Below are 24073 nucleotides of genomic sequence, written 5' to 3'. Positions count from 1 at the left end.
CCCCGGGATCGTCGAGCGCGCGCCTAGCGCTCGACGATCCCGTCGCGCAGAGCCTGCCTGCGGAGCGAGATCTTCGTGCCGACGGCCAGTCCCTCCGCCCGGTACTTGCCTCGGGCGCTGCGCAGCGAGCTCCGCGCGGCGTCCTGGGTGATGCCGAGGAGCGTCGCGACCTGCTTCAGCGGCATCCCGTCGACGAAGAGGCGCACGATCTCCCGCTCGCGGTGCGTCAGGGTGCCCGGGCGGTCGGCCCCGAGCAGCTCCCGCGTCTGCGCCGTCAGGAAGCGCTCGTCGCGCGCCGCCGTCCGGATCGCCGCGAGGATCGTCTCGGTCCGCTCGCTCTTGACCACGTAGCCGTGCGCCCCGGCCTCGAGCGCCCGGCTGATCGTCCCCGGCTCGGAGTGCGTGCTGATGATGATCGTGGCGGCGCCGGCGGCCGCGATGATCCGGATCTTCATGGCGAGGTCGAGCTCGTCGCCGAGGTCGATGTCGAGCAGCACCACGTCGGTCGGGAAGGCCGGGTGAGCGAGCAGGTCCGTCCAGGTGCCGGCCGTCGCCGCCACGCGGATGTCCGTGCCCGAGCGGCGGATCCACTCCGCCAGCGCCGCCAGCAGGATCGGGTGGTCGTCGAGGATGGCCAGCGTGATCGCGGGCTCGTCGCTCATGTCGTCGTCCTCCTGCGGGGCCGGTGGGCGACGAGGATCCTCGTCGCGCCGTGGTCGGTCGTCGTGCGGTGCTCGCCGAGCTCGCTGAGGATGCCCCAGACCGAGCGGTCGAGGTCGCGGGCGCGGATGCCCGCGGCGACCAGGGCGAGCTCCACCCCGCCGCTCTGGCCCGGCTCCAGGCGGACGGCGAGCGGAGTCCTCCCCGCGGGGGCGGTGAGCAGCCAGAGCACCGAGAGCAGCCGCGAGCGGTCGAGCGGGGCCAGCAGCGCCGCAGCCCCGCTCGGATCGTCGATCGCGACAGCGGAGGACAGCAGCGCCGACTCCTCCACCGCGATCCTCAGCCAGGTGCGGTCGTGGCTGCGGGCGAGCGCCTCGCGGAGCTCGTCTCCGAGCACCCGCGCCCGCTCGCCCAGCTCCTCGTCCAGCGGCACCGGCGTCCGGACCCGCTCGAGGAGCTCCTCGATGCGGGCGTCCACCTGCGAGAACTCGTCGTCCGCGGCGTGGACGGTGCCGTCGGCCAGGCTGCGGTCGAGCGTGCGCCGCACGTACTGGTCGAGCGAGGTGAGCACGACGACGCACACGGCCGCGGGCGCGACGGCGAGGAGGACGTTGCCCACCGCGAGGGCGGCGCCTCCGTCGCCGAGCAGCGCCTGGCCGACGAGTCCGAGCGCCGCGAGCGCGACCAGGACCACGAGGGCGAGGAACGAGCGCGAGAGCGGCTGGAAGGTGATCAGCGCGATCACGCCCGCGCCCACTCCCACGCAGACCGACGGGTAGTACATCGGTGCCGGAGTGGGCAGCGCGTGGTCGGCGAACTCGAGCAGCAGCGCGATCACGTCGACGCCGAGGACGCCCGCGAAGGCCCAGCGCGGCAGCTCGCCGTGGCGGCGCAGGGCGATCGCGGCCCCCGCCGCGCTCGCGGCGATCACGAGCAGCCAGGAGAGACCGCTCACCCAGGTCGCGGACCGGGCGTCGAGGGACCAGAGGTACGAGATCAGTCCGCGGATGTCGAGCATCACCGCCATGGTGAGGAAGCCCAGCCCGAGGTAGCTCCCGCTCAGGCGGTTCGGCCGGGTGAGGCGCTCGCGGATGCTCCACAGCGCTCCGGGGCTCCGATCCGCCGCGCGGACCAGCTCGAGGAGCGTCCCGTCCTCCGGCCCCTCCTCCTGCCGCGTCCCGCTCACAGCGGCACGCTCAGCAGCGGCACGCTCAGCAGCACGGTCGCGCCGGATCCCGGCGCCGAGAAGACCCGGACCGTGCCGCCCACCGCCTCGACGCGGCCGACGACGGACTCCGCGAGGCCCAGGCGCCCCGGCGGCACCGCGGCCGGATCGAAGCCGCGCCCCTCGTCCGTGACGACGACGCGGAGCGAGCCCGCCTCCTCCGCGACGCTCACGTGCGCCAGCGCTGCCCCGGAGTGACGGCGCACGTTCTCGAGGCACTCCCCGGTCGCGCGCACCAGGGCGTCGAGCACCTCCGCACGGATCCGCGGCTGGGCACCGCCGTGCCAGCGCACCTCGACGCCGACCTCCGCCGACCGCCGACCGAGCGCGGCGAGCGGCTCGGGCAGCCGGACGCCGGAGGCCGGCTCCGGCTCGTCCACCGCCTCCACACCGCGCAGGAGCGCGAGGTCGGCCGCCGCCCGGTCGCGCAGCACCGGAGCCGGCACTCCCTCGCCCCGATGGGCCACGAGCGTCAGGGTCGCCAGGATGGTGTCGTGCATGAGCCGCGCGTCGGCGCGGTGCCGCGACTCGGTCTCGCTGGAGCGGCGCTCGGCGTCGTGGGCCCTCCGGAGACGGGCCGTGCCGACGTGGGCCCGCGCGACGCTGCCCGCGAGCCAGCGGGCGGCCGTCAGCAGCAGGGCCCAGCAGACGACGATCGAGAGGAGGACGAACGGCGCGCGCCCGGACGCCCCCGTCGTCGCCGCCCCGAGGACCAGGACCGGGAGCAGCGCCAGGACCGCGGCCCAGGGCAGGCCCCGCCAGGCGCCGACGGCGAGCATCGCGCACGGCAGCGCCATCGAGGTGAGCATCGTGATCCCGCTCAGGACGGCTCGGAGGGAGGCGTCGACGTCCGGCGAGAGGAACGCGACGAGCGCCGCGACGTCCAGCGCGAGCCCGAGGGCGACCGCCCTCGCCCCCGTCGCGACGGACCGGCTGGGCGCGAGCTGCACGAGCGCCGAGACGACGAGCAGCGCGGCGCTCGGCACCACCGTCAGCAGCTGGGCCGGAGTCAGGGCGATCAGGTGCAGGGCTGAGGCGGCGGTGAGCACCCCGCCGGCCCGCCGAGCGCAGAGCACGCCGACCTCCCGCTGCTCGCGCAGCAGCACCGCGGCGTCGGCGGTGGGGTCGGCGCGTTCCGAGTCGTATCGTGGCACACCGCGACCCGCTCCAGCGGGCCTTCCGGCCGTCCAGCGCAGGCGGATCGGCGCTCAGTGTGACGCGAGCGGTCGCGCTCGGGGGCCGTGATCCCGTAGAGTCGAGTCATCTCCTGGGCGATCGCCCGAATTCCACGGCTGAGAAGTCGCACGACGACGAAGAGACTCAGCCCCTGATAGAGACCGCATCGACCGAGAGCATCGTCCTCGGTCCTCCGGTTCGAACGCCCGCCTCGCACGCGGGTACCGCCCTTCACAGGACGCCGCGGAAGCCGCGCCGTTCCTCGTTCGACCCCCGCTCCACCGGCTCGCCCGGTGCGCGGGACGTTCTCCCCCGCAGAGCCGCCCTCCCCCGGAGGCGCGAGCTCAGCCCCTAGACGACCCGGACGACTCCGGCCGACGCGTGTTTCACCCGCGGAAGCCGAGTCGAGCGGGTACCGCACACTCGTGCGGACTCTGACGACGCCGGCCCCGGTCGGCGTCATTAACACATAAGGAAAAGAAATGCCTACTGGCACCGTTAAGTGGTTCAACTCCGAAAAGGGCTTCGGCTTCATCGCTCCCGACGACGGAGGCGCCGACGTGTTCGCGCACTTCTCCGCCATCGCGAAGCAGGGCTACCGCGAGCTCGTCGAGAACCAGCACGTCGAGTACGACGTCGAGCAGGGCCGCAAGGGCCCGCAGGCCGCGAACATCCGCGGCGTCGGCGAGTAATCTCCGACTTCCGACGCCCCGTCGACCAGGATCCCCGGATCCGGTCGGCGGGGCGTCCGTCGTTGACGGGGTGATTCCGCCCCCGGCCGGCGGAGGCGGAACCCGTGTCACCCCTCCGGGCCGCAGGATCGGTATCCTCTCCGTGGCGGCTCCCGAGCTCACGGAGCCCGCGACGCCGTCCGGGACTCCGGCGCGTCGGCACCACTTCACGGCGGAGACAATGGGACGACTGATCTACGGACCGCAATCACTCGAGATCGACTTCGAGGACCGGCTCCTCGCGCACCTCAAGGTCGCGATGTTCACCAAGATGCGGCGGAACGAGTCGTTCAGCCTCTCCTGGAGCGAGCCGGAGTCGTCCGGCTACGGCCGCAGCTCCGTCTGGGTGCACCCGACGACTCCGCTGCACTTCCGGTTCCACGGCAGCAAGCGGCCGTCGCTGAACCGCCTGTGGATCGAGCAGTTCATCGCGAGCGCGAACAACACCGGCGAGATGACCGTGGTGCCGGAGCCGGCCGAGGGCTCCTGAGCCGCGACGCTCCTCAGACCACGAGCGGCCGGGCCGTGTGCACGAGCTCCTCGTGCGGCAGGGCCCGGAGGCGCTCGGCGATCTCGGCACGGGCGCCCGCGTCGACCGACGCCCGGGCGTGCTCCTGCGGCCGCAGCGGCGTGAGGGTGACCAGGTCGGCGTGACCGGTCGCCAGGTCGAGCCGCTCGGGCAGGCCGGAGCTGCGCAGGCCCAGGAGGACGCCGACGGTGCCCTGCTCATCGGTCCAGGCGGGCGGCGCCGCGACGTTCGCGAGCCGCGCCGTGTCGAGGGAGCTGCGGCAGCACACCCCCTGCAGGGCGGCCCGTCGGGCGGCCTCGTACAGCAGGCGGAAGTGCCAGTGGTTCCAGAGCTCGGCGGTGGGGACGCCGCGGACGGCGGACGTCTCGAGGCACAGCTCGAGGCCGAGACCGGTGCCGGGATGCGCGAGCCGGTCGAAGGGATCGCTCAGCCCGTCGGTCGCGAGCACCACGGAGGCGCCGCGGTCGACGCGCAGGAACGCACGGTGATCGGTGGGCCAGCGCGCGCCGCCGCGGACGCCGGGATCCTCGGTCGAGACGACGACGGTGCGATCCAGCGCACCCACTCCGCGCCAGGCGTCGGCCCGGTCCTCCGCCACCGCCTCGGCCAGCGCCCGCCTCTCGTCCTCGGTCCATCGGACCTCACGAATGCGGTTCAGGAACAACGACATGGGACTCCCCGTCCGCGCGACCGGCGTGCCGCGCTCCCGGAACGCTACGGCGCCCACCCCTGCTCCTCCTCCGAGCAACCGGAACGCCAGCTGTGTTTGTTGCGCGGCGGTCCCCGCCCGCCGCGGCGCGGTCGGCTCCCAGGAGTGGCCGGGCAGGTGGAGCGGGTCGCGTCCGGCTACGCCGAAACGCTGGAACGCGTTTCGACGGTTCGCCTCAGGCGGTGTTCACTCCCGCGGCGGTCCCGGCCCGCCGCGGCGCGGTCGGCTCCCGCAAACGGCCGGGCAGGTGGAGCGTGTCGCGACCGGCTACGCCGAAACGCTGGAACGCGTTTCGACGGTTCGCCTCAGGCGGTGTTCGTTCCCGCGGCGGTCCCCGCCCGCCGCGGCGCGGTCGGCTCCCGCAGACGGCCTGGCAGGTGGAGCGTGTCGCGACCGGCTACGCCGAAACGCTGGAACGCGTTTCGACGGTTCGCCTCACGGCGCACCGCCGTGGCCGTGGATGGAGGAGTCGATGGCCCGCGCGACCGGGCGTCCACCGCCGCTGTGTCCGCGAGGCGAACCGGCGGAACGCGTGTCAGCGTTCCGTCGTAGCTGGACGCAGGACGCTCCACCCGCCCGGCCATCCCGAGTAGCCGACTGCGCCGCGGCGGGCGGGGACCGCCGCGGGAGAAGGCTCAACCCAGCGGGTTGATGCCGTTGGTGCGCCAGCGCTCGTCGGCGAGCTGGCCGGGGGTGCCGGCGCTCGCGTTCTCTCCCAGGGGCTCGCCGCCCTCGACGGCGTCGGCGCCGAGCGCGGTGCCGGCTCCCTCGGCGGTGCTGCCGGGGGGAAGCAGGCCCTCCTCGTCCTCGCGGGGGCCGACCTCGTCCTCGGGGGCGTTCTCGGAGCCGCTCTCGCTCATCGGGTCGTAGCCGTGGTCCGGGTCGCGGCTCTCGTCGGCCGTCGTGTTCTCCTCGACCTCGGCGTCGGCGGGGCGGACGTCGTCGGCCTTCTCCGCATCGGTGGAGGGGGTGCCCTCGAAGCCTGCGAACTCGGGACTGTCGTCTGCGCTCATGGCCGCCACGGTAGCACCGGGCCCGCGGGTACCGGAGGGGGTTCCGCCGGGCTCCCGCGACGCCTCCGCTCAGCGGCCACGCCCTAGGCTCGGGGGGCTGGCACGGACGACGGGAGCGACATGCGACGACTCGGGTACGACAGGTTCGGCGGGCCCGATCTGCTCTCGTGGCGGGAGGCGCCGGTGCCGATGCCGGGTCGCGGCGAGGTCCTGGTGCGCACGCGCGCGGCGAGCATCAACGCGACCGACGAGAAGATCCTGTCCGGCTCCGCGCGGATCATGGCCGTCGGCCGCTCCCGTCCCTACGGGTTCGGCCTCGACATCGCCGGCACCGTCGAGGCGCTCGGCCCGGGGTCGCACTCGGTCGCGATCGGCGACCGCGTGGTGGGGATGACCCGCGACGGCGACGCCTTCGCCGGTGCGTCCATCGCGCGCAGCCGCTCGCTCGTCCCGATGCCCGACTCCCTCGGCTTCGTCGAGGCCGTCACGCTCGCGATGTCGGGCGGCACCGCGGTGGGCCTGGTGGACGCACTGCACGTGCGCGCCGGCGAGCGCGTCCTCGTCAGCGGCGGCTCGGGAGCCATCGGCGATCCGACGATCCAGCTGCTGGTGCGGGCGGGCTGCACGGTCGCGGCCACCGGCTCGGCCGCCTCCGCCGACCTGCTCCGCTCGCTCGGCGCCGAGCCGCACGACTACCGCGCGCTCGACCTCGGGGTGCTGGGCGGCCGCTTCGACGTGGTCGTCGACGTCTCCGGCCACCTGCCGGTCGACGACGCGGCGATCCTCCTGGCCGAGGGCGGGCGCATCGCGACGCTGGTGCCGAGCGGTCCGGCGCTGGTCTCGCAGGCGACGGGCCTCGTCCGCCGCGACCGCCCGCGGGTGCGCAACATGATCGTGGTGGCGACGGCGGAGCGGATCGGGCGCGCGGTCTCGCTCGCCACCTCCGGCGAGCTGCGGCCCCGGCCGGGCGCCGTGCATCCGCTGGGCGACGTCGTCGACGTGCTGTCGCGCCGAGCGACCGGCGCCGACCGCACGATCGGCAAGATCGTCTTCACCGCCGACGACTCGGCTCCGCTGAGCTGACCTCCGGCTCCTCCTCCTCTGCCGGGCGGCCGAGCGAGAGCGTGGCCAGGAAGCCGACGGCGAGGAACCCGGCGGCGGCGAAGGCCGCGTAGCGGGTGCCGTCCGAGAACGCCTCGCCCGCCGCCCGGGCAGCGTCGGCGGTGTCCGGTGAGGCGGCCAGCCCGGCGATCGCGGCGCCGGAGGAGTCGACCACCGCGTCGACGGTGCTCGCGACCTGCTCCGCGGGGAGGCCCTGCTGCTCGAGCGAGGTCGTGAGGACCCCCGCGGTCGAGGTGTAGAGGATCGTCCCGAGCACGGCGATGCCCAGCGCCGAGCCGATCTGCCGCGCGGTCGACTGCGTGCCCGAGCCCTGCCCGCTGAGCTCGACGGGCACGTCCCGGAGCACGACCCCGGTCAGCTGCGCCGTCGCGAGGCCGACGCCGAAGCCGTAGACGGCGAGGAACGGGACGAGGGCCCACCACGGAGTGGAGTCGGAGACGACCAGGCCGATGCCCGCGACGCCGACGATCTCGGCCGCGAGACCCACCCGCACGATCAGCACCGGCGCGACCCTGTTGCCGAAGGCGCCGGCGAAGCCCGAGGCGACGAAGGAGCCGAGCGCGAGCGCGAGGAGCACCAGGCCGGTCTGCACGGCCGTGTAGCCGAGGACGCTCTGGAGCCAGATCGGCAGCGCCAGGATGATCCCGAACTCGCCGAGCGAGACGATCATCGCGGCGAGGTTGCCGTTGCGGAACGAGGCGAGGCGGAAGAGCCCGATCGCGAGCATCGCCGAGCGCCCGGCGCGCTCGCGGGCCCGCGCCCAGAGGACGAAGGCGACCCCGGCGAGTACCGCGACGGCGAACGCGATCGGGACCGGCGAGAGACCGAGCGGCCAGCTCCAGCCGCCGACGCTCAGGCGCTCGTCGACGCCCCACCAGCCGAGGGTGCGCCCCTCGATGAGGGCGAACACCAGGGAGGCGGAGGCGATGATCGAGAGCGCGGCGCCGACGAGGTCGACCCTCCGCCCGTCGGGCTGCCGCGACTCGTCGACGAACAGCAGCGCTCCGACCACGATGATCACGCCGAGCGGGATGTTGATGCCGAACGCCCAGCGCCAGGAGAAGTCGGTGGTGAGCCAGCCGCCGAGCAGCGGGCCGACCGCGGTCATGCCGCCGATGGTCGAGCCCCAGACGGCGAAGGCGATGGCGCGCTCGCGCCCGCGGAAGGTGGCGTTGATCAGCGAGAGGGTCGTCGGCAGCACCATCGCTCCTCCGACGCCCTGCACGACCCTGGAGAGGATCAGCAGGTCGCCGGTCGGAGCGAGGGCCGCCGCGACGGAGGAGAGCGCGAAGAGCGAGACGCCGACGATCAGCATGCGGCGCCGGCCCCAGCGGTCGGCGAGGGTGCCGAAGACCAGCAGGAGCGCGGCGAACACGAGCGTGTACGACTCCTGCACCCACTGCACCTGGGTCGAGGTGATCCCGAGATCGGCGACGATCGACGGGATGGCGACGTTGACGATGGTCGAGTCGACGATGATCGTCGCCACTCCGAGGCTGATGACGACCAGCCCGATCCACTTGCGGTTGCGCACGACGCTCTCCTCCGACGATTTAGTAAGCCAGCTGACTATATGCCCGCGGAGGGCGCCGTGTCGAAGGGAGGGCCTGGAAGATTAGCGGGAGGCGGGCGCGGCGACAAGGGCGCGAAGCTCCCGGAGCCGCCCGGTCAGGATGGACGCATGCCCGCATCCCCCCGTTCCTTCCCGTATCCCCTCGGCGTCTCCCTCCGCGGCGACGCCGGCGCCGGCGTCGCCGTCTACTCCGAGACCGCGGACAGCGTCGAGGTCTGCCTCTTCGACGAGTCCGGAGCAGAGACCCGCGTCGCCCTCACCGAGCGGACCGGCCACGTCTTCCACGGCCTCGTCCCCGAGATGGGCATCGGCACCCGCTACGGACTGCGCGTCGACGGCCCCTGGGACCCCGCCAACGGCCTCCGCCACAACGCCGCCAAGCTCCTCCTCGACCCGCACGCCACCGCGATCGAGGGCTCGTACACCTGGTCCGAGGACGTCTTCGGCCAGTTCTACGAGGACGCCGACTCCCGCAACGACGCCGACTCCGCGCACGCGGTCCCCCGCTGCGTCGTAACCGACCCCGACTCCTTCGACTGGAGCGGCGACACCGCGCCGCGCATCCCACTCGAGGAGACCGTCGTCTACGAGGTGCACGTGAAGGGCTTCACGAAGCTGCACCCCGACGTGCCCGAGGACATCCGCGGCACCTACCGCGGCCTCGCGCACCCCGCCGCGATCAAGCACTTCACCGACCTGGGCGTGACCTCGGTCGAGCTGCTCCCCGTGCACCAGTTCGTGCAGGACTCGCACCTCGAGGAGAAGGGCCTGCGCAACTACTGGGGCTACAACTCCCTCGGCTTCTTCGCGCCGCACAACGAGTACTCGCACGCCGGGGACGACGGCTCGCAGGTCGACGAGTTCAAGGCCATGGTCAAGGCGTTCCACGAGGCCGGCCTCGAGGTCATCCTCGACGTGGTCTACAACCACACCGCCGAGGGCAACGACAAGGGCCCCACCCTCTCGTTCAAGGGCATCGACAACGGCTCCTACTACCGACTGGTGGAGGAGGACCGCGCGAACTACTTCGACACCACCGGCACCGGCAACAGCCTCAACGTCGCGCACCCGGCCGCGCTCGGCCTGATCATGGACTCGCTGCGCTACTGGGTGACCGAGATGCACGTCGACGGCTTCCGCTTCGACCTCGCCACCACCCTCACCCGCCAGACCGGTGAGGCCGAGGTGCACAGCGCCTTCCTCGACCTGATCGCGCAGGACCCGGTGCTCGCGCCCGTCAAGATGATCGCCGAGCCGTGGGACACCGCCGGCTACCAGGTCGGCGGCTTCCCCGCGGACTGGTCGGAGTGGAACGGGAAGTTCCGCGACGACGTGCGCGACTTCTGGAACGGCGCCGACTCGGTGCTCGGCACGACCGCGCAGCGCGTCCTCGGCTCCCCCGACGTGTACGAGGCCGACCGCCGCTCGCCGGTCTCCAGCATCAACTTCGTCACCGCGCACGACGGCTTCACCCTCGCCGACCTCACCGCCTACTCGCGCAAGCACAACGCGGCCAACGGCGAGGACAACAACGACGGCGAGAGCGACAACCGCTCCTCCAACAACGGCGCCGAGGGCCCGACTGAGAACGAGGCGGTCAACGAGCGCCGCGACCGCATGCGCCGCAACTTCCTCGCGACGCTGCTGCTCTCGGCCGGCGTGCCGATGATCCTGGGCGGCGACGAGATCGCCCGCACGCAGGGCGGCAACAACAACGCCTACTGCCAGGACGACGAGATCTCGTGGTTCGACTGGGAGAACGCGGACCGCGAGCTGCTCGCCTTCACCCGCGAGCTGATCGCCCTCCGCGCCGCGGAGCCGGCGCTGCGCCCGAAGTGGTTCCGCCGCGCCCCCGGCGACGGCGGCCCCGACACGGTCGACATCCTCCGCTCCGACGCGCAGGGCTTCGCCGACGAGGACTGGGACAACCCCGACGCCCGTTCGATCACCTTCGTGTTCGAGCACGAGGGCAGCGCGAGCTTCGCCCTGCTGCTGAACGCGGCGGAGAACGGCGTCGAGTTCACCGTTCCCGAGGCGCCCGGCGCCGAGTGGACGCTGGCCGCCTCGAGCGACCCGGAGCAGGTCGTCGAGGGCGAGGTCACCACGCTGATCGTCCGCGACGGCTCGTTCACGCTGCTGCGCTCGGCCTCCTGATGACCGGCCGGACCCCGCGGCTCCTCCGCTTCGGCGGGCGCATCGCGGGGTTCGGCACGTCCTCGGGCACGAGGATCGTGCTGGGCCTCTGGGAGGACACCCCCTTCGGCCCGTTCGCCGACGCGATGGTCGAGGACGGCGACGGCCACCGCCTCCTGATCGCACCGACCCGCGAGGTCGCGGACTTCATCGGGTCGACTTACGCGTTCGACGAGGTGCGGATCGCGCCGGTGTCGTGGCGGAGGATCGCGGGCGGCCTGTCCGTCGTGGCCGGACCGCTCGCGGTGCGACTGGAGCTCGGCGGTCTCACTCCGCTCGGCCGGCTGCTGCGGATCGTTCCACGACCGCTCGCCGAGCACCCGGCATGGCTGACCGCGATCTCGCCGGTCGCCTCCCTGCTCGTCCGCGGGGTCAGTACGGCCGGGTCGGCTGGGCACGGACGCCGCGAGTACTACGGCGTGCGGGCGATCCGCCGCGTCGAGGGCGTCCACGCGGTGCTGGCGGAGGAGGACCTCGGCCCGTTGCGCCCGCTCTCGCCGCCCGTGCGGTTCGGCTTCTCGTCGGCGCCCGCCGCTCCGGCGATCGTCGACGTCACCACCACCATCGCGCTTCCGCGCGACGGGACCACCGCGCTCCGGCGCGACCGAGAGAGAGGAGCCGCCTCGTGAAGAAGGGCGACAAGATCAGCTGGAACACCTCGCAGGGCGAGACCCACGGCGAGCTGGTCGAGAAGAAGACGAAGGAGTTCCAGTTCGAGGGGCAGAAGTTCAACGCCTCGGACGACGAGCCCTACTGGATCGTGCAGAGCGACAAGACCGACGCGAAGGCCGCGCACAAGGAGTCGTCGCTGACGAAGAAGTGAGCGGGCGCACGCCGAGCGGCTGCGGGCCGGGCTCCGGATCGACTCCAGGGCCCGGCCCGCGCCCGTCTCACGCGATGCGGATGAGCTTCTTGTTCACGAACTCCTCGAGGGCGGGGCGGCCCATCTCGCGGCCGGTGCCCGAGCGCTTCACACCGCCGAAGGGCAGCTCGGCCGCGTCGCCGAGGACGAGGTTGATCCAGACCATCCCCGCGTCGATCCGGTCCGCCAGGCGCAGCGCCTGCTCCTGGTCGGTCGTGTAGAGGTAGGAGCCGAGGCCGTAGGGGGTGTCGTTCGCGAGGGCGATCGCCTCGTCCTCGTCGCGGACGCGGTAGAGCGCGGCGACGGGGCCGAAGAACTCCTCGCGGTAGGCGTCCATCTCGGGCGTGACGCCCTCGAGCACGGCGGGCGGGAAGAAGTTGCCGGTCACCTCGCCGCTGGCGCGGACGGTGGCCCCCTGCTCGCGCGCGGCCGCCAGCTGCGCCTCGAGGCGCTCCGTCGCGGCGGAGGAGGAGAGCGGGCCGAGGAGGGTGCCCTCCGCGAACGGATCGGCCGGCTGGGCGCGGGTGAACGCCTCCGTGAACTTCTCGGCGAACGCGTCGTACAGCTCGTCGATGACGATGAAGCGCTTCGCGGCGTTGCAGGACTGGCCGTTGTTGTCCAGGCGCGCGGCGACCGCGTCCTCGACCGCCTTGTCGAGGTCGTCGGTCGACAGGAGCACGAACGGGTCGGAGCCGCCGAGCTCGAGCACGACCTTCTTCAGGTGTCGGCCCGCGAGCTCCGCGACGGCCGCGCCGGCCCGCTCGGAACCGGTGACGGAGACGCCCTGGACCCGGGGGTCGGCGATGACGGTCGCGGCCTGCTCGTTCGTGGCGTAGAGGTTCACGTAGACGCCGGCGGGCGCGCCCAGCTCCTCGGCCGCGGTGCGGAACATGTCGGCGATGGCGGCGGCCGACTCCGGGCACTGCGGCGCGTGCTTGAGCAGGATCGTGTTGCCCGCGACCACGTTCGGGCCGGCGAAGCGGGCCACCTGGTAGTAGGGGAAGTTCCACGGCATGATGCCCAGGAGCACGCCCAGCCCGGCGCGGCGGATCAGCGCGGAGCCGGTGCCCTCGGCGAGCTCGATCGGCTCGTCGGCGAGGAAGGCCTCGCCGTTCTCGCCGTAGTAGCGGTAGATGTCGGCGGCGAAGCCGACCTCGCCCTGCGCCTGGTCGAGCGGCTTGCCCATCTCGCGGACGATGATCGCCGCGAGCTCGTCGGCGCGCTCGACGTGCAGCTCTGCCACGCGGGCGATCAGCGCCGCGCGGGTCGCGACGGGCACGGTCCGCGACCACGAGGAGTACGCGTCCTGCGCCGAGCCGATCGCCGCGGTCAGCTCGGCGTCACCGAGGGTCGGGTACTCGCGGAGGGTCTCCCCCGTGGCCGGGTCGATCACGGCGTAGTGGGTGCTCATGCGGGCTGTGCTCCTTCGCTGTGGGGGGCCGGTGCGGTCGCGCCGTCCTCGTCGATGATCTCCTGTGCCAGGCGCCTGCCGACGCGGATGGCGCCGTCGACGTGCTGGTAGCCCTCGGCGGCGAGGTCGCTCGTGCCGAAGCGGAGCGGACCCACCGGCTCCAGCTGCAGCGCGCCGTACCGGGTCAGCCCGCCCAGGTCGAAGCTCGCGGCGTACGCGCCCTGCGTCCACTCCTCGGACGCCCAGTCGCTCTCGTAGTAGACGACCGGATCGAGTGCGGCCGGGCCGAAGTAGGCGGCGAGCGAGTCGAGGATCGCGGCCTTCCGCTCCGCCTCGTCGAGCGCGAGCACGCGGTCGGCCTTCTCGTCCGAGACGAAGCCGACCAGGGTGCCGCGCTCCTCCCCGTGGTTCGAGTTGTCGTAGGCCTCGTGGACGAGCGAGTGCGGGCTGAACGCGGTGCCGGAGAGGCCGTCGGCGCGCCAGAAGGGCGTGGCGTAGGTGGCGTGCACCTTGATCACGAGGCCGAGCGACTGGTGCTGCAGGGCCTGCTGCCGCAGGCGCGGGAGCGGCGGGTCGAACGAGATGCGGCCGACGAGGTTCGGCGGCACGGCGACGATCGCGCGGCGGGCGCGGAGGACGACGCCGTCGGCGCGCACCTCGACCCCGTCGTCGCCGTAGCGGACGGAGCGGACCGGGTGCCCGAGCAGGACGCGCTCGGCGCCGAGGCGCTCGGCGAGCCGCTCCGGGACCTGCTGGAGGCCGCCGATCACGCGCTTGTCGAGGATGAAGTCGGCGTCGACCAGGTTGCTGAAGCTCCCCGCGCTCGCGGCCATGAGGAGCGCCTGGAGGAGGGAGAAGGCGTGCGCCGGCTTGGTGAGCATGGCGTCGGCGAGGAAGAGGGCGATGTTGGCCCGCGCCTCCTCGTCGTCGCTCTGCTGCTCCAGCCAGGCGGCTAAGGTGACGCGGTCGTAGTCGCGGGCGAGCGGATGCGTCCACGGCGCCGCCGGGTCCGTCTCGGCGACGAGGCGGTCGAGCACCTCGATCAGGCGGGAGATCTCGGACTCGGTGCGCTCGCTCCCCGGGAAGATGTCGCCGGTGAAGCGGCGAGCGGAGCCGTCGGCGCCGATGTAGACGCTCTCGCCCTCGCGGTAGCGGGAGTAGGTGCCGAGGCCGAGCTCGTCGAGGGTCTCGAGGAGCGCCGTCTGGTCCGGCGAGACCCACTGGCCGCCGAGCTCGAGGAGCTGCCCGTCGACCACGCGGGTCTCGAGCCGCCCGCCCACGCGCTCGCGCGCCTCGACGACGACGACGTCGAGGCCGTGCTGCTGCAGCCGGAGCGCCGCGGTGAGTCCGGTGGCACCGGCTCCGATCACGACGACGTCGTGCTCGCTGGGGGACATGACTTCTCTTTCCATCGGTGATCGCGGGAGTGGACGCGCGAATACGGACGATCCTGTCACAGAAGCGGAGGAGAACGTCAGTGAGTGCGCCCGATGGAGGGTGGACTCGAAGCGCCCTCCACCGAACTACATAGGCGTGCTATATTGTTTCTCGTGCCCGATCCCAGTGCCCCCGTGCGTCTCGCCTCCGCCGCCACCGCCCTCACGCGGTTCGCGGGCCGGGCGAGCGGCGCGACCGGGCTCGGCGCGCAGTCCGGAGCCGTCTGGTCGACGCTCGCCGAGCTGCGCACCGCCTCCCCCTCCCGCCTCGGCGAGCTCGCCGAGCGGGTCCGCGTCACCCAGCCGACGATGACCGGCATCATCGCCCGTCTCGACGAGGCCGGCTGGATCCGCCGCGTCCACGACGCCGGCGACGGCCGCGCCTGGCTGATCGAGGGCACTCCCGCCGGCTTCGACGCCCTCGCCGAGCACCGGCTCCGCCTCGAGGCCGCCCTCGCCCCGCTGTTCGCGGGCCTCGACGAGGACGACCGCCTCGCCCTCGAGCGCGCCGCGACCCTCGTCGAGGCCCGCGTCGCCCGCATCGCCGGCACCCCCGTCCCCTCCTCCCCCGAGAAAGGCTCCACGCCGTGACCACCTCCCCCCACTCGCCCGCCCAGGGCTCGATCCTGAAGCAGCCGCTGGCCGTCTGGGCCGTCGCCTTCGCCGCGGTGATCGCCTTCATGGGGATCGGCCTGGTCGACCCGATCCTCCCGGCCATCGCCGAGAGCCTGCAGGCGACTCCGACCGAGACCTCGCTGCTCTTCACGAGCTACCTCGTCATCACCGGCGTCGTGATGTTCTTCACCAGCTGGCTCTCCAGCCGCATCGGCGCCAAGAAGACCCTCATGATCGGCCTGGTGCTGATCGTGGTGTTCGCCGCGCTCGCCGGCACGGCGGGCAGCGTCGAGGGCGTCATCGGCTTCCGCGCGGGCTGGGGCTTCGGCAACGCGCTGTTCATCTCGACCGCCCTGTCGACCATCGTCGGCGCGGCGAGCGGAGGCTCCTCCGCGGCGATCGTGCTCTACGAGGCCGCGCTGGGCATCGGCATCGCCATCGGCCCGCTGCTCGGCGGGCTCCTCGGCAGCGTCTCGTGGCGCGGCCCGTTCTTCGGGACCGCCGTGCTGATGGCCGTCGGCTTCATCGCCATCGCGACGCTCCTGCGCGAGGACGGCCCCAAGCCCTCTCCGACTCCGCTCTCGGCGCCCTTCGCCGCCCTCAAGGTCCCGGCCATCCGCACGCTGGCGGGCGCCGCCCTGTTCTACAACATCGGCTTCTTCGTGCTGCTCGCCTACACGCCCTACCCGCTCGGGCTGGACGAGATGGGCCTCGGCTTCACGTTCTTCGGCTGGGGCCTGGGCGTGGCGATCACCTCCGTGTTCGTCGCTCCGCTGCTCACCCGGCGCCTCCCGCGCACCGTCGTGCTGCGCTCGGTGCTGCTGCTGCTCGCGCTCGACCTGATCGCCGGCGGCCTCGTGATCTCGTCCCGTGTCGGCCTGATCGTCTGCATCATCGTCGGCGGCCTGCTGCTCGGAGTCGTCAACACGGTGCTCACCGAGTGCGTGATGGAGGCGACCGACCTGCCCCGCTCCGTCGCCTCGTCCGCCTACTCCGGCGTCCGCTTCCTCGGCGGCGCGATCGCCCCGCCCGCCGCCTCCGCCCTGGCCGCGGCGATCTCGCCGGCCTTCCCGATGTACGCCGCGGCCGGAGCCGTCGCCGTCGCCGCGCTGATCGTGCTGCTCGGACGCCGCACCCTGGCTCGCGCCGACGCCCACGAGCCCGAGCCCGAGTTCGTCGAGGCGCAGGCGATCACGCTCGGCGAGTGACGCGCCCGCACCTGCGCGCACCAGCTCGCTGAGGGGTCGCGAACGGTCGTCATCCGAGCGGGATGGCGGCCGTTCGTGACGCATGGACGCGGTCGAGCGGGGTGGGCGGCGGATCCGACCTGTGGAGAACCGGTTCACGAGGATCGGGAGGCGGGACAGTGGCCGGATGCACGATCCCTCGCCGCTTCCGATCGGACTCCGCGGCCGCGCCTTCACCGTCGCTGACGCTCGCGCGAGCGGTCTGAGCCGCGGGCGGCTCCGCAGCTCCGACCTCCACCGGCCCTTCCACGGCGTCCGCACCGCCGACCCCGACCCCGACCTGCGCCTGCGCGCGGAGGCGCTCCTCGCGCTGGTCGGTCCGGAGGCGCTCCTGAGCCACGTGACGGCGGCGCGGCTCTGGCCGCTCGACCTCCCGCCCGCCGCTGCGGACGAGCCGGTGCACGTCAGCGTCCGCCGGCCGGGACGCGCTCCCCGGCACCGGAACGTCGTCGGCCACGCCCTCGCCGATCCCGACGTCCGCTGTGTCCTCCGCCGCGGACTCCCCCTCACCGATCCGGCCTCGCTCTTCTGCCATCTCTCCGCGCTCCTCGAGCCGGACGACCTCGTCGCGGTGGGCGACGCGCTGGTGCGCACGCCGGTCGTCGGCGATCCGGCGGATCAACGGCCCTGGGTGCCGCTGCCCGACCTGCGGGAGCGCGTGTCGGCCTTCCGCGGTCGGGGCTCGGTGCGACTCCGCGCCGCGCTCGCTCTGGTGCGCGACGGGGCGGAGTCGCGGCAGGAGTCGCGGTTCCGGCTCGCGTCCATGCGGGCGGGGCTCCCGGAGCCGGTGCTGCAGGAGCCGCTGTTCGACTCCGACGGGGTCTTCGTCGGGCGGCCGGACGGCTGGTACCCCGCGGAGCGGGTCGCGTGGGAGTACGAGGGCGACGATCATCGCACCAGCAACCGGCGCTTCGCGCGCGACCTCGGCCGCTACGACGACCTCGCCTCGATCGGGGTCCGCGTCGTCCGCATCGTCGGCGCCGAGTTCGTCCCCCACCCCGAGCGCTCCGTCGAGCGCCTGCGACGAGCACTCGCCGACCGGGCTCCGCATCGACGACCGCCGAGGCGTCACGAACGGTCGTCATCCGGGCAGGGTGACGACCGTTCGTGACGCCTCACGGGAGGGCGCGCGCTCAGGAGTCAGGGCGCGACCTCGAAGAGGCGCGGGCGCAGCGCGGACGTGCGCGGGTCGGCGGCGCACGCGGCGAGCGCCGCCGCGAGGACGCCGCGGGCCGGGTGCGGCTCGCGGACGTACACGTCGACGCCGGCGGGCGTGAACGGTGTCCGGGCGAAGCGGGTGAGCGCCCAGCCCGCCTCCTCGTCGGCGGCGACGAACGACCAGCGGCTGCGGGCGAGGAGAGTCAGCGGCTCGACGCCGCGCCAGCGGAAGCCGGACGGATCGTGCGGGTCGGGGATGTCGATGCCGACCACGTAGTGCGAGCGCGTGCGGCCGCGCCAGCTGACGACGTCGCCGATCCCGCCGGTCGGGAGCGGCGCGTACGTGATCGCCACCCCCGACCGCGAGCGCCAGAGCGGCAGCGAGGAGCCCCGGACGAACCAGGTGCCGCTCGCGAGCGCCCGGGCGTCGATCATCGGAGGGCGTGCTTGATGTTGGTGCGGGCCAGCGCGACGGCCTCGCCCGCTCCTCCGTTCATCACGATCTTCGAGACCGCCAGCGCGAAGCCCTTCACCTGCGCGCCCGTGATCGTGGGTGGGAGCGAGAGGGCGAGCGGATCCGTCACCACGTCGACGAGGACCGGGCCGCCGTCGGCGAGAGCCGAGCGGAAGGCCTCCTCCACGTCGCGCGGGTCCTCGACGCGGATGCCGCGGATGCCGATCGCCTCCGCCACCTTCGCGTAGTCGACCATCGGCACGTCGACAGCGAAGTCCGGGAAGCCGTCGACCAGCATCTCGACCTTCACCAGCCCGAGCGTGGAGTTGTTGAACACGACGATCGTCACGGGCAGCCGGTAGGCGGCGACCGTGACCAGCTCGCCCATCAGCATCGAGAGCCCGCCGTCGCCGCTCAGCGAGACGACCTGGCGCCCCGGGTGCGAGAGCTGCGCGCCGACCGCCTGCGGCAGCGCGTTCGCCATCGAGCCGTGCATGTACGAGCCGAGCAGGCGCCGCTTCCCGTTGGGGGTGATGTAGCGGGCCTGCCAGACGTTGCCCATGCCGGTGTCGGCGGTGACGATCGCGTCCTCGGAGAGCAGGCCGTCGAGCGTGGACGCGACGAGCTCGGGGTGGATCGGGCTGCGCGTGCCGACCTCGGTGTACTTCCCGACGACTCCGGTGACCAGCTTCTCGTGCTTCTTCAGCGTCTTGTCGAGGAAGCGGTGGTCCTTCCGCTGCACGAGCGGGGTCAGCGCGGTGAGGGTCGCCGCCACGTCGCCGTGGACGGGGTGCGCGACGCTGACGCGGCGACCGAGCTTCGAGGCGTCGCTGTCGACCTGAGCGATCACCACCTTCGAGGCGTCGGGGAGGAACTGCTCGTAGGGGAAGTCGGTGCCGAGGAGGAGGAGCAGATCGGCGTCGTGAATGCCGGCGTGCGCCGCTCCGTAGCCGAGGAGGCCCGTCATGCCGACGTCGTAGGGGTTGTCGTACTGGATCCACTCCTTGCCGCGCAGGCTGTGCCCGACGGGCGCGCCCACCAGCTCGGCGAAGGCGACGACCTCGTCGTGCGCGTTCTGCACTCCGGCGCCCGCGAAGATCGCGACGGTCCGCGCCTGGTCGATCGCGGCCGCGAGGGCGCGGACGTCGGCGTCGGCGGGGACCAGGACGGGCGTCGACGGCAGCACGAACGCGGGGAAGCCGTCCACCGCCTCCAGCTCGGCGATGTCGCCGGGGAGGGTGACCACGGCGACTCCGCGGAGCGCCACCGCGCTGCGCATCGCGGCGTTGACGACCCGCGGGGCCTGGGCGGCGGTCGAGATCAGCTCGCGGTAGTTCGAGCACTCGACGAAGAGCCTGTCCGGGTGCGTCTCCTGGAAGTAGGACGAGCCGATCTCGTTGCTCGGGATGTGGCTCGCGATGGCGAGCACCGGGGCGGAGGAGCGGTGCGCGTCGTAGAGGCCGTTGATCAGGTGCAGGTTGCCGGGGCCGCAGCTGCCGGCGCAGACGGCGAGGCGCCCGGTGAGCTGCGCCTCCGCGCCGGCGGCGAAGGCGGCCGCCTCCTCGTTGCGCACGTGGATCCAGTCGATGCCTCCCTTCTCGGAGCCGCCGCTGCGGCGCACCGCGTCGACGATCGGATTCAGCGAGTCGCCGACGATCCCGTAGATGCGGGAGACGCCGGCGTCGATGAGCTGAGCGATGAGCTGGTCTGCGACCGTCTTCTGAGCCATGACCCCATTCGACCGGACCGGGCTGAGCGTCCGCTACTCCGGAAAGTGGAGATCCGGATCGGGTGCATCCCCCTCGGGACGGATGCCCTGCACCTCTAGCCTGGGAGTCGTCACAGGAACACCTCCGTACCGCTGATCCCGGGAGTCGCCATGAACCGCCGCAGAACCGCCCTCGTCCTGGCCGCCGGCGCGGCCCTCGCCCTCGGCCTGACCGGCTGCTCGGGCCTGAACGGCCTGATGGGAGGCGAGACCCGCGACGACGAGACCGGGGAGATCACCGAGGGCGGGACGACCGACGTCTTCCAGCTGCGCGTGGGCGACTGCCTGAACGGCGAGCTCAGCGAGGAGGCGACCGAGGTCACCGACGTGCCGACCGTGCCCTGCACCGACCCGCACGTCTACGAGGTGTTCCAGAACCTGACGATGGCCGATGCCGACGAGTACCCGGGCGAGTCCGTCGCGACGGAGCAGGCCGAGACCGACTGCGTCACGGCGTTCGAGTCGTTCACCGGGATCGGCTACCAGGACTCGGCGTACGACTTCAGCTACTACTACCCGACCGCCGAGAGCTGGGGCACGGGCGACCGCACGATCAACTGCATGATCACCGACCCGAACGGGCCGAGCACGGGCACGCTGGCGGGCGTCGCGGCCTGATCGCGATCCCCGCGCGCGGTGGTGCCGGTCCCGCCGAGCGCTCCGCGCGCGGCTCGGGTCAGTCGCGGTCGCGCGCGGGGAACAGGCGCAGGAGCAGGCCGGAGCCGATCCAGACCACGGCGATCCCCGCGACGAGCCAGGAGGCTCCGAGGCCGGACGCCGCTCCCGCCAGCACGGCGCCGACGGCCGCGGCGGCGGAGCGCAGCCCCGCGCCGATCGTGAACACCTGCGAGCGGACGGCGGCGGGGCTCTCCTGGTCGCGCAGCAGCAGCATCGCCGCGTTCGAGGGGGCCGTGAAGACGCCCGCGACCGCGAAGGCGGCGATCGCCACGACGACGCCCAGGTCGGGGACGGCGACCAGGAGGACGGCGCCGGTCGCGATGTAGGCGGCGCCCATGGTCCACGCCGGCGGACGGCGGGTCCAGCGGCGAGCCGCCACGGCGAGGGCGCCGAGCAGGCCGCCCACGGCGAAGGCGGTCAGGATCCACGCGGCGGCGTCGGTGCTGCCCAGCCGCTCCACCGAGAGGCTGATCGCCGCGACTCCCGCCGCTCCGCCCGCGACCTGGCTGAGCGTGCCCGCCGAGGTGACCACCGCGATCGGACGGTGCCGCACGAGGTGGGTGACGCCCGCGACGATCGTCCGCAGCACGCCGACGGTCGGCGCCGGACGAGCCTCCATCGCCAGGCCGAGCGACCCGACGACGCCGATGAGGGCGAGGACCGCCATGGCGAGCATCGCGGTCCGCGCTCCCCCGACTCCGACCGCGAGGCCCACGATCGCCGGCCCGCTGATCGAGGCGACCGTGTACGAGAGCGAGTCCTGCGCGTAGGCGCGGCGCGGCTCCGGGATGGCGCTCGTGACGAAGCTCGACATGCCGCCCATGTAGACGGGCGTCGCGAGCCCCGCGAGGAGCAGCAGCAGCACGATGAGCGGCGTCGGCACCTCGCCGAGGAAGGCGGCGACCGCGAAGGCGACGGCGGTCGTGAGCGCGGCGCCGACCAGGAGCCGGCGGGGGCGGCGGACCCGGTCGAGCACCGTGCCGACCAGCGGCGCGGCGATCACGGCGGGGAAGAGCGCCGCTCCGGTCAGGGCGCCGCCGAGCGCGACGTCGCCGAGACGCTCGACGGCGAGGACGGGGAGGGCGACGACCATGCCGGCGCTGGCCAGGCGGAGGGGGATCGACGCGGCCTGGTAGCTGACCGCGCTCATGCGGGACCGGGGATCGACATCACCTCCGATGGTGTCACGGCTGCGGGACCGGGTCGGCCGGGGAGGCAGGCCACCGGCGTCCGAGCGGCCTGCGGAGCCTGCCCTAGGCGATCGGCGTCCGCGCCGCGAGCTCGGCCGCCGCCGCGACGCCCAGGCGCCAGGGCGCGCCGTGGCCGGGCAGGAGTGTCCGCGCCCCGGTCCCGGCGAGGACCCGCAGCGAGTCGAGGGACTGCGCCGTGTCGGCGGTGGCGGCGCGCGCGACCAGGTGCGGGCCGGTGCGCGCGGAGTAGGGGTCGAGCGTGACCAGTGCGTCTCCGTCGATCACCGCGTCGCGCTCGGGCAGGTGCAGCGAGACGTGCCCGTCGGTGTGCCCCGGAGTCGCGAGCACGCGGGGCGATCCGGGCACGTCGAGCACCGCTCCGGCGGTCAGCGGCAGGGTCCCGTGCACGGGCGGCACCGCGAGCGCGCCCGCACGGGCCATCGCTCCGAGCACCGGGATCGCGGAGGGGTGCAGCAGCGGGTACACGAACGGGGTGCGCTGGCGGCGGTAGGAGTAGGGCTGCGCGGCGAGCGGCTGGTCGGCCACGTGCAGGTGCACGGGGACGCCCCGCCGGACGAGGCTGCGGGCGACGCCGAGGTGGTCGACGACGGTCAGCCGGCCGGCCTCCTCGATCAGGTAGAGGTTCGTCCAGGCGTGCTCGAGCCGGTGCACCCCGGGTGCGACGTCCCGGTGCAGGCTCGCGCCGCCCCCTCGCCGCTGCTGCCGGCCCTGCTGCTCGCGCTGCTGCTGCTCCATCGTGCTCCCGCCCCTCCGGGCCCGCGCCCGATCGCGACGACGCTACGAGCGTCTGCGACGGATCGGACAGGGCGTTGACGGCGGGGGTCCGCGTCGTGCAGGGCTCAGCGGCGCCGCCCGCGGAGGGCGAGCTGCACCGCGGCGAGCAGGAGGAGGACCGCGAAGAGGATCCCGGACACGCGCGCCGGCAGGAGGAAGGAGAGCGCCACTCCGGCGAAGGAGAACGCCGTGGCGGTGAGCCCGACCACGAGGCCTGCGCGCACGTCGAGCAGGCCTCGCCGGGCGTTCGCGATCGAGCCGGTGACCGCCGTCGGGATCATCGCGGCGAGCGAAGTGCCCTTGGCCAGGAGGTCCGCGAGCCCGAAGGCGCCGACCAGGACCGGCACGGCGATCGCTCCGCCGCCGATGCCGAAGAGGCCGGAGGCGACGCCCATCCCGATGCCGAGCCCCGCGAACCCGGGCCACACGCCCCAGCCCTCGGCGACGTCGCCGGTGTCGTTCGAGCCGAACACGGCCATCCGCACCGCCGCGGCCACGAGCAGCGCCACGAACATCCAGCGCAGCACCCCCAGAGGCAGCCGCGCGAGCAGCCAGGATCCGGCCACCGCCCCGAGCATCGCCGCAGCCGCGATCACCGCCGCCGGGACCCAGGCGACCTGGCCGGCGAGGGCGTAGCCGAACGCTCCGGCGACCGAGGTCGGAGCGATCGCGAGCAGCGAGGTGGCGGAGGCGCGGCGCTGGTCCATCCCGGCCCACGCGATCAGCATCGGCACCATCACGATCCCGCCGCCGACGCCGAACGCGCCCGACAGGGTCCCGCCGACCGCGCCGATCAGGGCCAGGACGAGCAGGGCGCGCGGGCGCATGCGCGCGGCCGTCCGATCGGGGAGGGGCGCCTGCGGGGCGGTCGCGTCGGTCACGGCTCCATGCCACCACAGCACCGGGCCGAGGGCGAATCGACGGGCGTCGACCGCGTTCCTGAGAGGATCGGCCCGGCCCGGCCCGCCTCTCTGGCAGTTGCCTGGGCGGGCCGGATCCGACCGTGACGTTCGGCGTCGACGGAGCGTCCTACCTGCATACCCCGCCTGATCGAGCGATCGGGCCCCGAGCGAAAGAGGAGACCATGGCCGAGACCACCGCGACCACCACCCGTCAGACCAGCACCGGATCCGGACGCACCGTGATCGAGGACGGCGTCATCGCCAAGGTCGCCGGCATCGCCGCGCGCGAGGTCCCGGGCGTCCACGCCCTCGGCGGAGGAGCGGCCCGAGCGATCGGCGCCATCCGCAGTGCGATCGGCAACGACGACCGCGGCCAGGGCGTCAAGGTCGAGGTCGGCGAGCGCCAGGTCGCCGCCGACATCACCATCGTCGCCGAGTACCCCGCGCCGCTGCAGAAGGTCGCCGAGGACGTGCGCTCCGCCGTCGCCGACGCCATCCAGCACATCGCCGGCATGGAGGTCGCCGAGATCAACGTGACCGTCCAGGACGTCCACATCCCCGAGGACGACACCCAGGAGTCCGACCCGCGCGTCGTCTGACCCGTTCCCCCCGCACCGACGCCCCGG

At 73.5% G+C, this 24073-nt stretch carries 24 protein-coding genes; 11 read left to right on the top strand and 13 right to left on the bottom strand.

Going from position 1 to position 24073, the window contains the following annotated elements; translation table 11 throughout:
• Positions 1 to 23: 23 nt before the first annotated feature.
• From C5D36_RS03900 to C5D36_RS03890, 3 genes are read right to left on the bottom strand one after another with little or no spacing between them, the layout of a single operon-like run.
• Entirely contained in the window at positions 24 to 662 is a 639-nt protein-coding gene (locus C5D36_RS03900; protein WP_104295228.1) for a response regulator transcription factor, read from the bottom strand.
• A complete protein-coding gene (locus C5D36_RS03895; protein ID WP_104295227.1) occupies positions 659 to 1846 on the bottom strand; it encodes a hypothetical protein in 1188 nt (395 codons plus the stop codon). The genes C5D36_RS03900 and C5D36_RS03895 overlap by 4 nt, the downstream gene beginning before the upstream one ends.
• Positions 1843 to 3039 (bottom strand): sensor histidine kinase, encoded by a 1197-nt coding sequence (locus C5D36_RS03890; RefSeq protein ID WP_104295226.1) that lies wholly within the window; start codon positions 3037 to 3039, stop codon positions 1843 to 1845. Before C5D36_RS03890 ends, C5D36_RS03895 begins: the two co-directional genes overlap by 4 nt.
• 504 nt (positions 3040 to 3543) lie before the next feature.
• On the opposite strand from C5D36_RS03890, the gene C5D36_RS03885 reads away from it, so the two are divergent.
• Positions 3544 to 3753 carry a cold-shock protein gene (locus tag C5D36_RS03885; RefSeq protein WP_055786246.1) on the top strand — a complete coding sequence of 70 codons (210 nt, stop codon included), beginning with the start codon at positions 3544 to 3546 and terminating at the stop codon, positions 3751 to 3753.
• A gap of 220 nt (positions 3754 to 3973) precedes the next feature.
• A complete protein-coding gene (locus C5D36_RS03880; protein WP_104226101.1) occupies positions 3974 to 4282 on the top strand; it encodes a hypothetical protein in 309 nt (102 codons plus the stop codon).
• 13 nt (positions 4283 to 4295) lie between these two features.
• On the opposite strand, the gene C5D36_RS03875 is transcribed toward C5D36_RS03880, so the two are convergent.
• Complete coding sequence (locus C5D36_RS03875; RefSeq protein WP_104355154.1) at positions 4296 to 4991, bottom strand: hypothetical protein; 696 nt, start codon at positions 4989 to 4991, stop codon at positions 4296 to 4298.
• A 674-nt stretch (positions 4992 to 5665) separates the two neighbouring features.
• Positions 5666 to 6043 carry a hypothetical protein gene (locus C5D36_RS03870; RefSeq protein ID WP_146083687.1) on the bottom strand — a complete coding sequence of 126 codons (378 nt, stop codon included), beginning with the start codon at positions 6041 to 6043 and terminating at the stop codon, positions 5666 to 5668.
• A gap of 120 nt (positions 6044 to 6163) precedes the next feature.
• On the opposite strand from C5D36_RS03870, the gene C5D36_RS03865 reads away from it, so the two are divergent.
• Positions 6164 to 7126 carry an NADP-dependent oxidoreductase gene (locus tag C5D36_RS03865; RefSeq protein ID WP_104295223.1) on the top strand — a complete coding sequence of 321 codons (963 nt, stop codon included), beginning with the start codon at positions 6164 to 6166 and terminating at the stop codon, positions 7124 to 7126.
• On the opposite strand, the gene C5D36_RS03860 is transcribed toward C5D36_RS03865, so the two are convergent.
• Positions 7095 to 8699: a DHA2 family efflux MFS transporter permease subunit gene (locus C5D36_RS03860; protein ID WP_104246954.1), complete on the bottom strand. Its 1605-nt coding sequence runs from the start codon at positions 8697 to 8699 to the stop codon at positions 7095 to 7097. The two genes, C5D36_RS03865 and C5D36_RS03860, sit on opposite strands and share 32 nt — an antisense overlap.
• Positions 8700 to 8846: 147 nt before the next feature.
• On the opposite strand from C5D36_RS03860, the gene glgX reads away from it, so the two are divergent.
• From glgX to C5D36_RS03845, 3 genes are read left to right on the top strand one after another with little or no spacing between them, the layout of a single operon-like run.
• Entirely contained in the window at positions 8847 to 10892 is a 2046-nt protein-coding gene (gene glgX, locus C5D36_RS03855; RefSeq protein ID WP_104295222.1) for a glycogen debranching protein GlgX, read from the top strand.
• The gene (locus C5D36_RS03850) at positions 10892 to 11560 is read left to right on the top strand and encodes a hypothetical protein (protein WP_104295221.1); all 669 of its coding nucleotides are present in this window, start codon (positions 10892 to 10894) and stop codon (positions 11558 to 11560) included. The genes glgX and C5D36_RS03850 overlap by 1 nt, the downstream gene beginning before the upstream one ends.
• Positions 11557 to 11754, top strand: a complete 198-nt coding sequence (locus tag C5D36_RS03845; protein WP_056866275.1) for a DUF2945 domain-containing protein — start codon at positions 11557 to 11559, stop codon at positions 11752 to 11754. Before C5D36_RS03850 ends, C5D36_RS03845 begins: the two co-directional genes overlap by 4 nt.
• Before the next feature lie 67 nt (positions 11755 to 11821).
• Here C5D36_RS03845 and C5D36_RS03840 read toward each other — a convergent pair whose 3' ends face one another.
• Positions 11822 to 13204, bottom strand: coding sequence for an NAD-dependent succinate-semialdehyde dehydrogenase (locus tag C5D36_RS03840; RefSeq protein WP_104295220.1), 1383 nt, complete (start codon positions 13202 to 13204; stop codon positions 11822 to 11824).
• On the bottom strand, positions 13201 to 14601 hold the full coding sequence (locus C5D36_RS03835) for an NAD(P)/FAD-dependent oxidoreductase (protein WP_104295219.1): 1401 nt from the start codon (positions 14599 to 14601) through the stop codon (positions 13201 to 13203). The genes C5D36_RS03840 and C5D36_RS03835 overlap by 4 nt, the downstream gene beginning before the upstream one ends.
• 153 nt (positions 14602 to 14754) lie before the next feature.
• On the opposite strand from C5D36_RS03835, the gene C5D36_RS03830 reads away from it, so the two are divergent.
• From C5D36_RS03830 to C5D36_RS03820, 3 genes are all read left to right on the top strand, one after another.
• Positions 14755 to 15231, top strand: coding sequence for a MarR family winged helix-turn-helix transcriptional regulator (locus C5D36_RS03830; RefSeq protein WP_181072760.1), 477 nt, complete (start codon positions 14755 to 14757; stop codon positions 15229 to 15231).
• The gene (locus tag C5D36_RS03825) at positions 15228 to 16463 is read left to right on the top strand and encodes an MFS transporter (RefSeq protein ID WP_104295217.1); all 1236 of its coding nucleotides are present in this window, start codon (positions 15228 to 15230) and stop codon (positions 16461 to 16463) included. The genes C5D36_RS03830 and C5D36_RS03825 overlap by 4 nt, the downstream gene beginning before the upstream one ends.
• Before the next feature lie 166 nt (positions 16464 to 16629).
• Complete coding sequence (locus C5D36_RS03820) at positions 16630 to 17613, top strand: hypothetical protein (protein ID WP_104295216.1); 984 nt, start codon at positions 16630 to 16632, stop codon at positions 17611 to 17613.
• A gap of 29 nt (positions 17614 to 17642) precedes the next feature.
• Here C5D36_RS03820 and C5D36_RS03815 read toward each other — a convergent pair whose 3' ends face one another.
• Both C5D36_RS03815 and C5D36_RS03810 read right to left on the bottom strand, forming a co-directional pair.
• Positions 17643 to 18095 (bottom strand): hypothetical protein, encoded by a 453-nt coding sequence (locus C5D36_RS03815; RefSeq protein WP_104249952.1) that lies wholly within the window; start codon positions 18093 to 18095, stop codon positions 17643 to 17645.
• Positions 18092 to 19843 (bottom strand): pyruvate dehydrogenase, encoded by a 1752-nt coding sequence (locus tag C5D36_RS03810; protein ID WP_104295215.1) that lies wholly within the window; start codon positions 19841 to 19843, stop codon positions 18092 to 18094. The genes C5D36_RS03815 and C5D36_RS03810 overlap by 4 nt, the downstream gene beginning before the upstream one ends.
• A 150-nt stretch (positions 19844 to 19993) precedes the next feature.
• Between C5D36_RS03810 and C5D36_RS03805 the strand changes: the two genes are divergently transcribed.
• Positions 19994 to 20500: a septum formation family protein gene (locus C5D36_RS03805; RefSeq protein ID WP_104226088.1), complete on the top strand. Its 507-nt coding sequence runs from the start codon at positions 19994 to 19996 to the stop codon at positions 20498 to 20500.
• A 58-nt stretch (positions 20501 to 20558) separates the two neighbouring features.
• Here the strand turns inward: C5D36_RS03805 and C5D36_RS03800 are convergent, their stop codons facing one another.
• From C5D36_RS03800 to C5D36_RS03790, 3 genes are all read right to left on the bottom strand, one after another.
• Positions 20559 to 21710 (bottom strand): MFS transporter, encoded by a 1152-nt coding sequence (locus tag C5D36_RS03800; RefSeq protein WP_104257981.1) that lies wholly within the window; start codon positions 21708 to 21710, stop codon positions 20559 to 20561.
• Between the two features lie 103 nt (positions 21711 to 21813).
• Complete coding sequence (locus tag C5D36_RS03795; protein WP_104257980.1) at positions 21814 to 22506, bottom strand: MBL fold metallo-hydrolase; 693 nt, start codon at positions 22504 to 22506, stop codon at positions 21814 to 21816.
• A gap of 104 nt (positions 22507 to 22610) precedes the next feature.
• Positions 22611 to 23426, bottom strand: a complete 816-nt coding sequence (locus tag C5D36_RS03790; protein WP_104233037.1) for a sulfite exporter TauE/SafE family protein — start codon at positions 23424 to 23426, stop codon at positions 22611 to 22613.
• A gap of 203 nt (positions 23427 to 23629) precedes the next feature.
• Between C5D36_RS03790 and C5D36_RS03785 the strand changes: the two genes are divergently transcribed.
• Positions 23630 to 24046 carry an Asp23/Gls24 family envelope stress response protein gene (locus C5D36_RS03785; protein ID WP_104225148.1) on the top strand — a complete coding sequence of 139 codons (417 nt, stop codon included), beginning with the start codon at positions 23630 to 23632 and terminating at the stop codon, positions 24044 to 24046.
• Positions 24047 to 24073: the final 27 nt, after the last annotated feature.

The sequence above is a fragment of the Rathayibacter sp. AY1C6 genome, assembly GCF_002931535.1.
In the GTDB taxonomy this organism is placed as follows: Bacteria; Actinomycetota; Actinomycetes; order Actinomycetales; family Microbacteriaceae; genus Rathayibacter.
Note: the sequence above shows the minus strand (reverse complement) of the source record. Positions and strands in the feature narration are given on the sequence as shown.

Bases quoted from the DNA above. Each gene is read 5' to 3' on its own strand.
- C5D36_RS03900 (WP_104295228.1), bottom strand. From the start codon at position 662: ATGAGCGACGAGCCCGCGATCACGCTGGCCATCCTCGACGACCACCCG.
- C5D36_RS03885 (WP_055786246.1), top strand. From the start codon at position 3,544: ATGCCTACTGGCACCGTTAAGTGGTTCAACTCCGAAAAGGGCTTCGGC.
- C5D36_RS03880 (WP_104226101.1), top strand. From the start codon at position 3,974: ATGGGACGACTGATCTACGGACCGCAATCACTCGAGATCGACTTCGAG.
- C5D36_RS03875 (WP_104355154.1), bottom strand. From the start codon at position 4,991: ATGTCGTTGTTCCTGAACCGCATTCGTGAGGTCCGATGGACCGAGGAC.
- C5D36_RS03870 (WP_146083687.1), bottom strand. From the start codon at position 6,043: ATGAGCGCAGACGACAGTCCCGAGTTCGCAGGCTTCGAGGGCACCCCC.
- C5D36_RS03865 (WP_104295223.1), top strand. From the start codon at position 6,164: ATGCGACGACTCGGGTACGACAGGTTCGGCGGGCCCGATCTGCTCTCG.
- glgX (WP_104295222.1), top strand. From the start codon at position 8,847: ATGCCCGCATCCCCCCGTTCCTTCCCGTATCCCCTCGGCGTCTCCCTC.
- C5D36_RS03850 (WP_104295221.1), top strand. From the start codon at position 10,892: ATGACCGGCCGGACCCCGCGGCTCCTCCGCTTCGGCGGGCGCATCGCG.
- C5D36_RS03840 (WP_104295220.1), bottom strand. From the start codon at position 13,204: ATGAGCACCCACTACGCCGTGATCGACCCGGCCACGGGGGAGACCCTC.
- C5D36_RS03835 (WP_104295219.1), bottom strand. From the start codon at position 14,601: ATGTCCCCCAGCGAGCACGACGTCGTCGTGATCGGAGCCGGTGCCACC.
- C5D36_RS03820 (WP_104295216.1), top strand. From the start codon at position 16,630: ATGCACGATCCCTCGCCGCTTCCGATCGGACTCCGCGGCCGCGCCTTC.
- C5D36_RS03815 (WP_104249952.1), bottom strand. From the start codon at position 18,095: ATGATCGACGCCCGGGCGCTCGCGAGCGGCACCTGGTTCGTCCGGGGC.
- C5D36_RS03810 (WP_104295215.1), bottom strand. From the start codon at position 19,843: ATGGCTCAGAAGACGGTCGCAGACCAGCTCATCGCTCAGCTCATCGAC.
- C5D36_RS03805 (WP_104226088.1), top strand. From the start codon at position 19,994: ATGAACCGCCGCAGAACCGCCCTCGTCCTGGCCGCCGGCGCGGCCCTC.
- C5D36_RS03800 (WP_104257981.1), bottom strand. From the start codon at position 21,710: ATGAGCGCGGTCAGCTACCAGGCCGCGTCGATCCCCCTCCGCCTGGCC.
- C5D36_RS03795 (WP_104257980.1), bottom strand. From the start codon at position 22,506: ATGGAGCAGCAGCAGCGCGAGCAGCAGGGCCGGCAGCAGCGGCGAGGG.
- C5D36_RS03785 (WP_104225148.1), top strand. From the start codon at position 23,630: ATGGCCGAGACCACCGCGACCACCACCCGTCAGACCAGCACCGGATCC.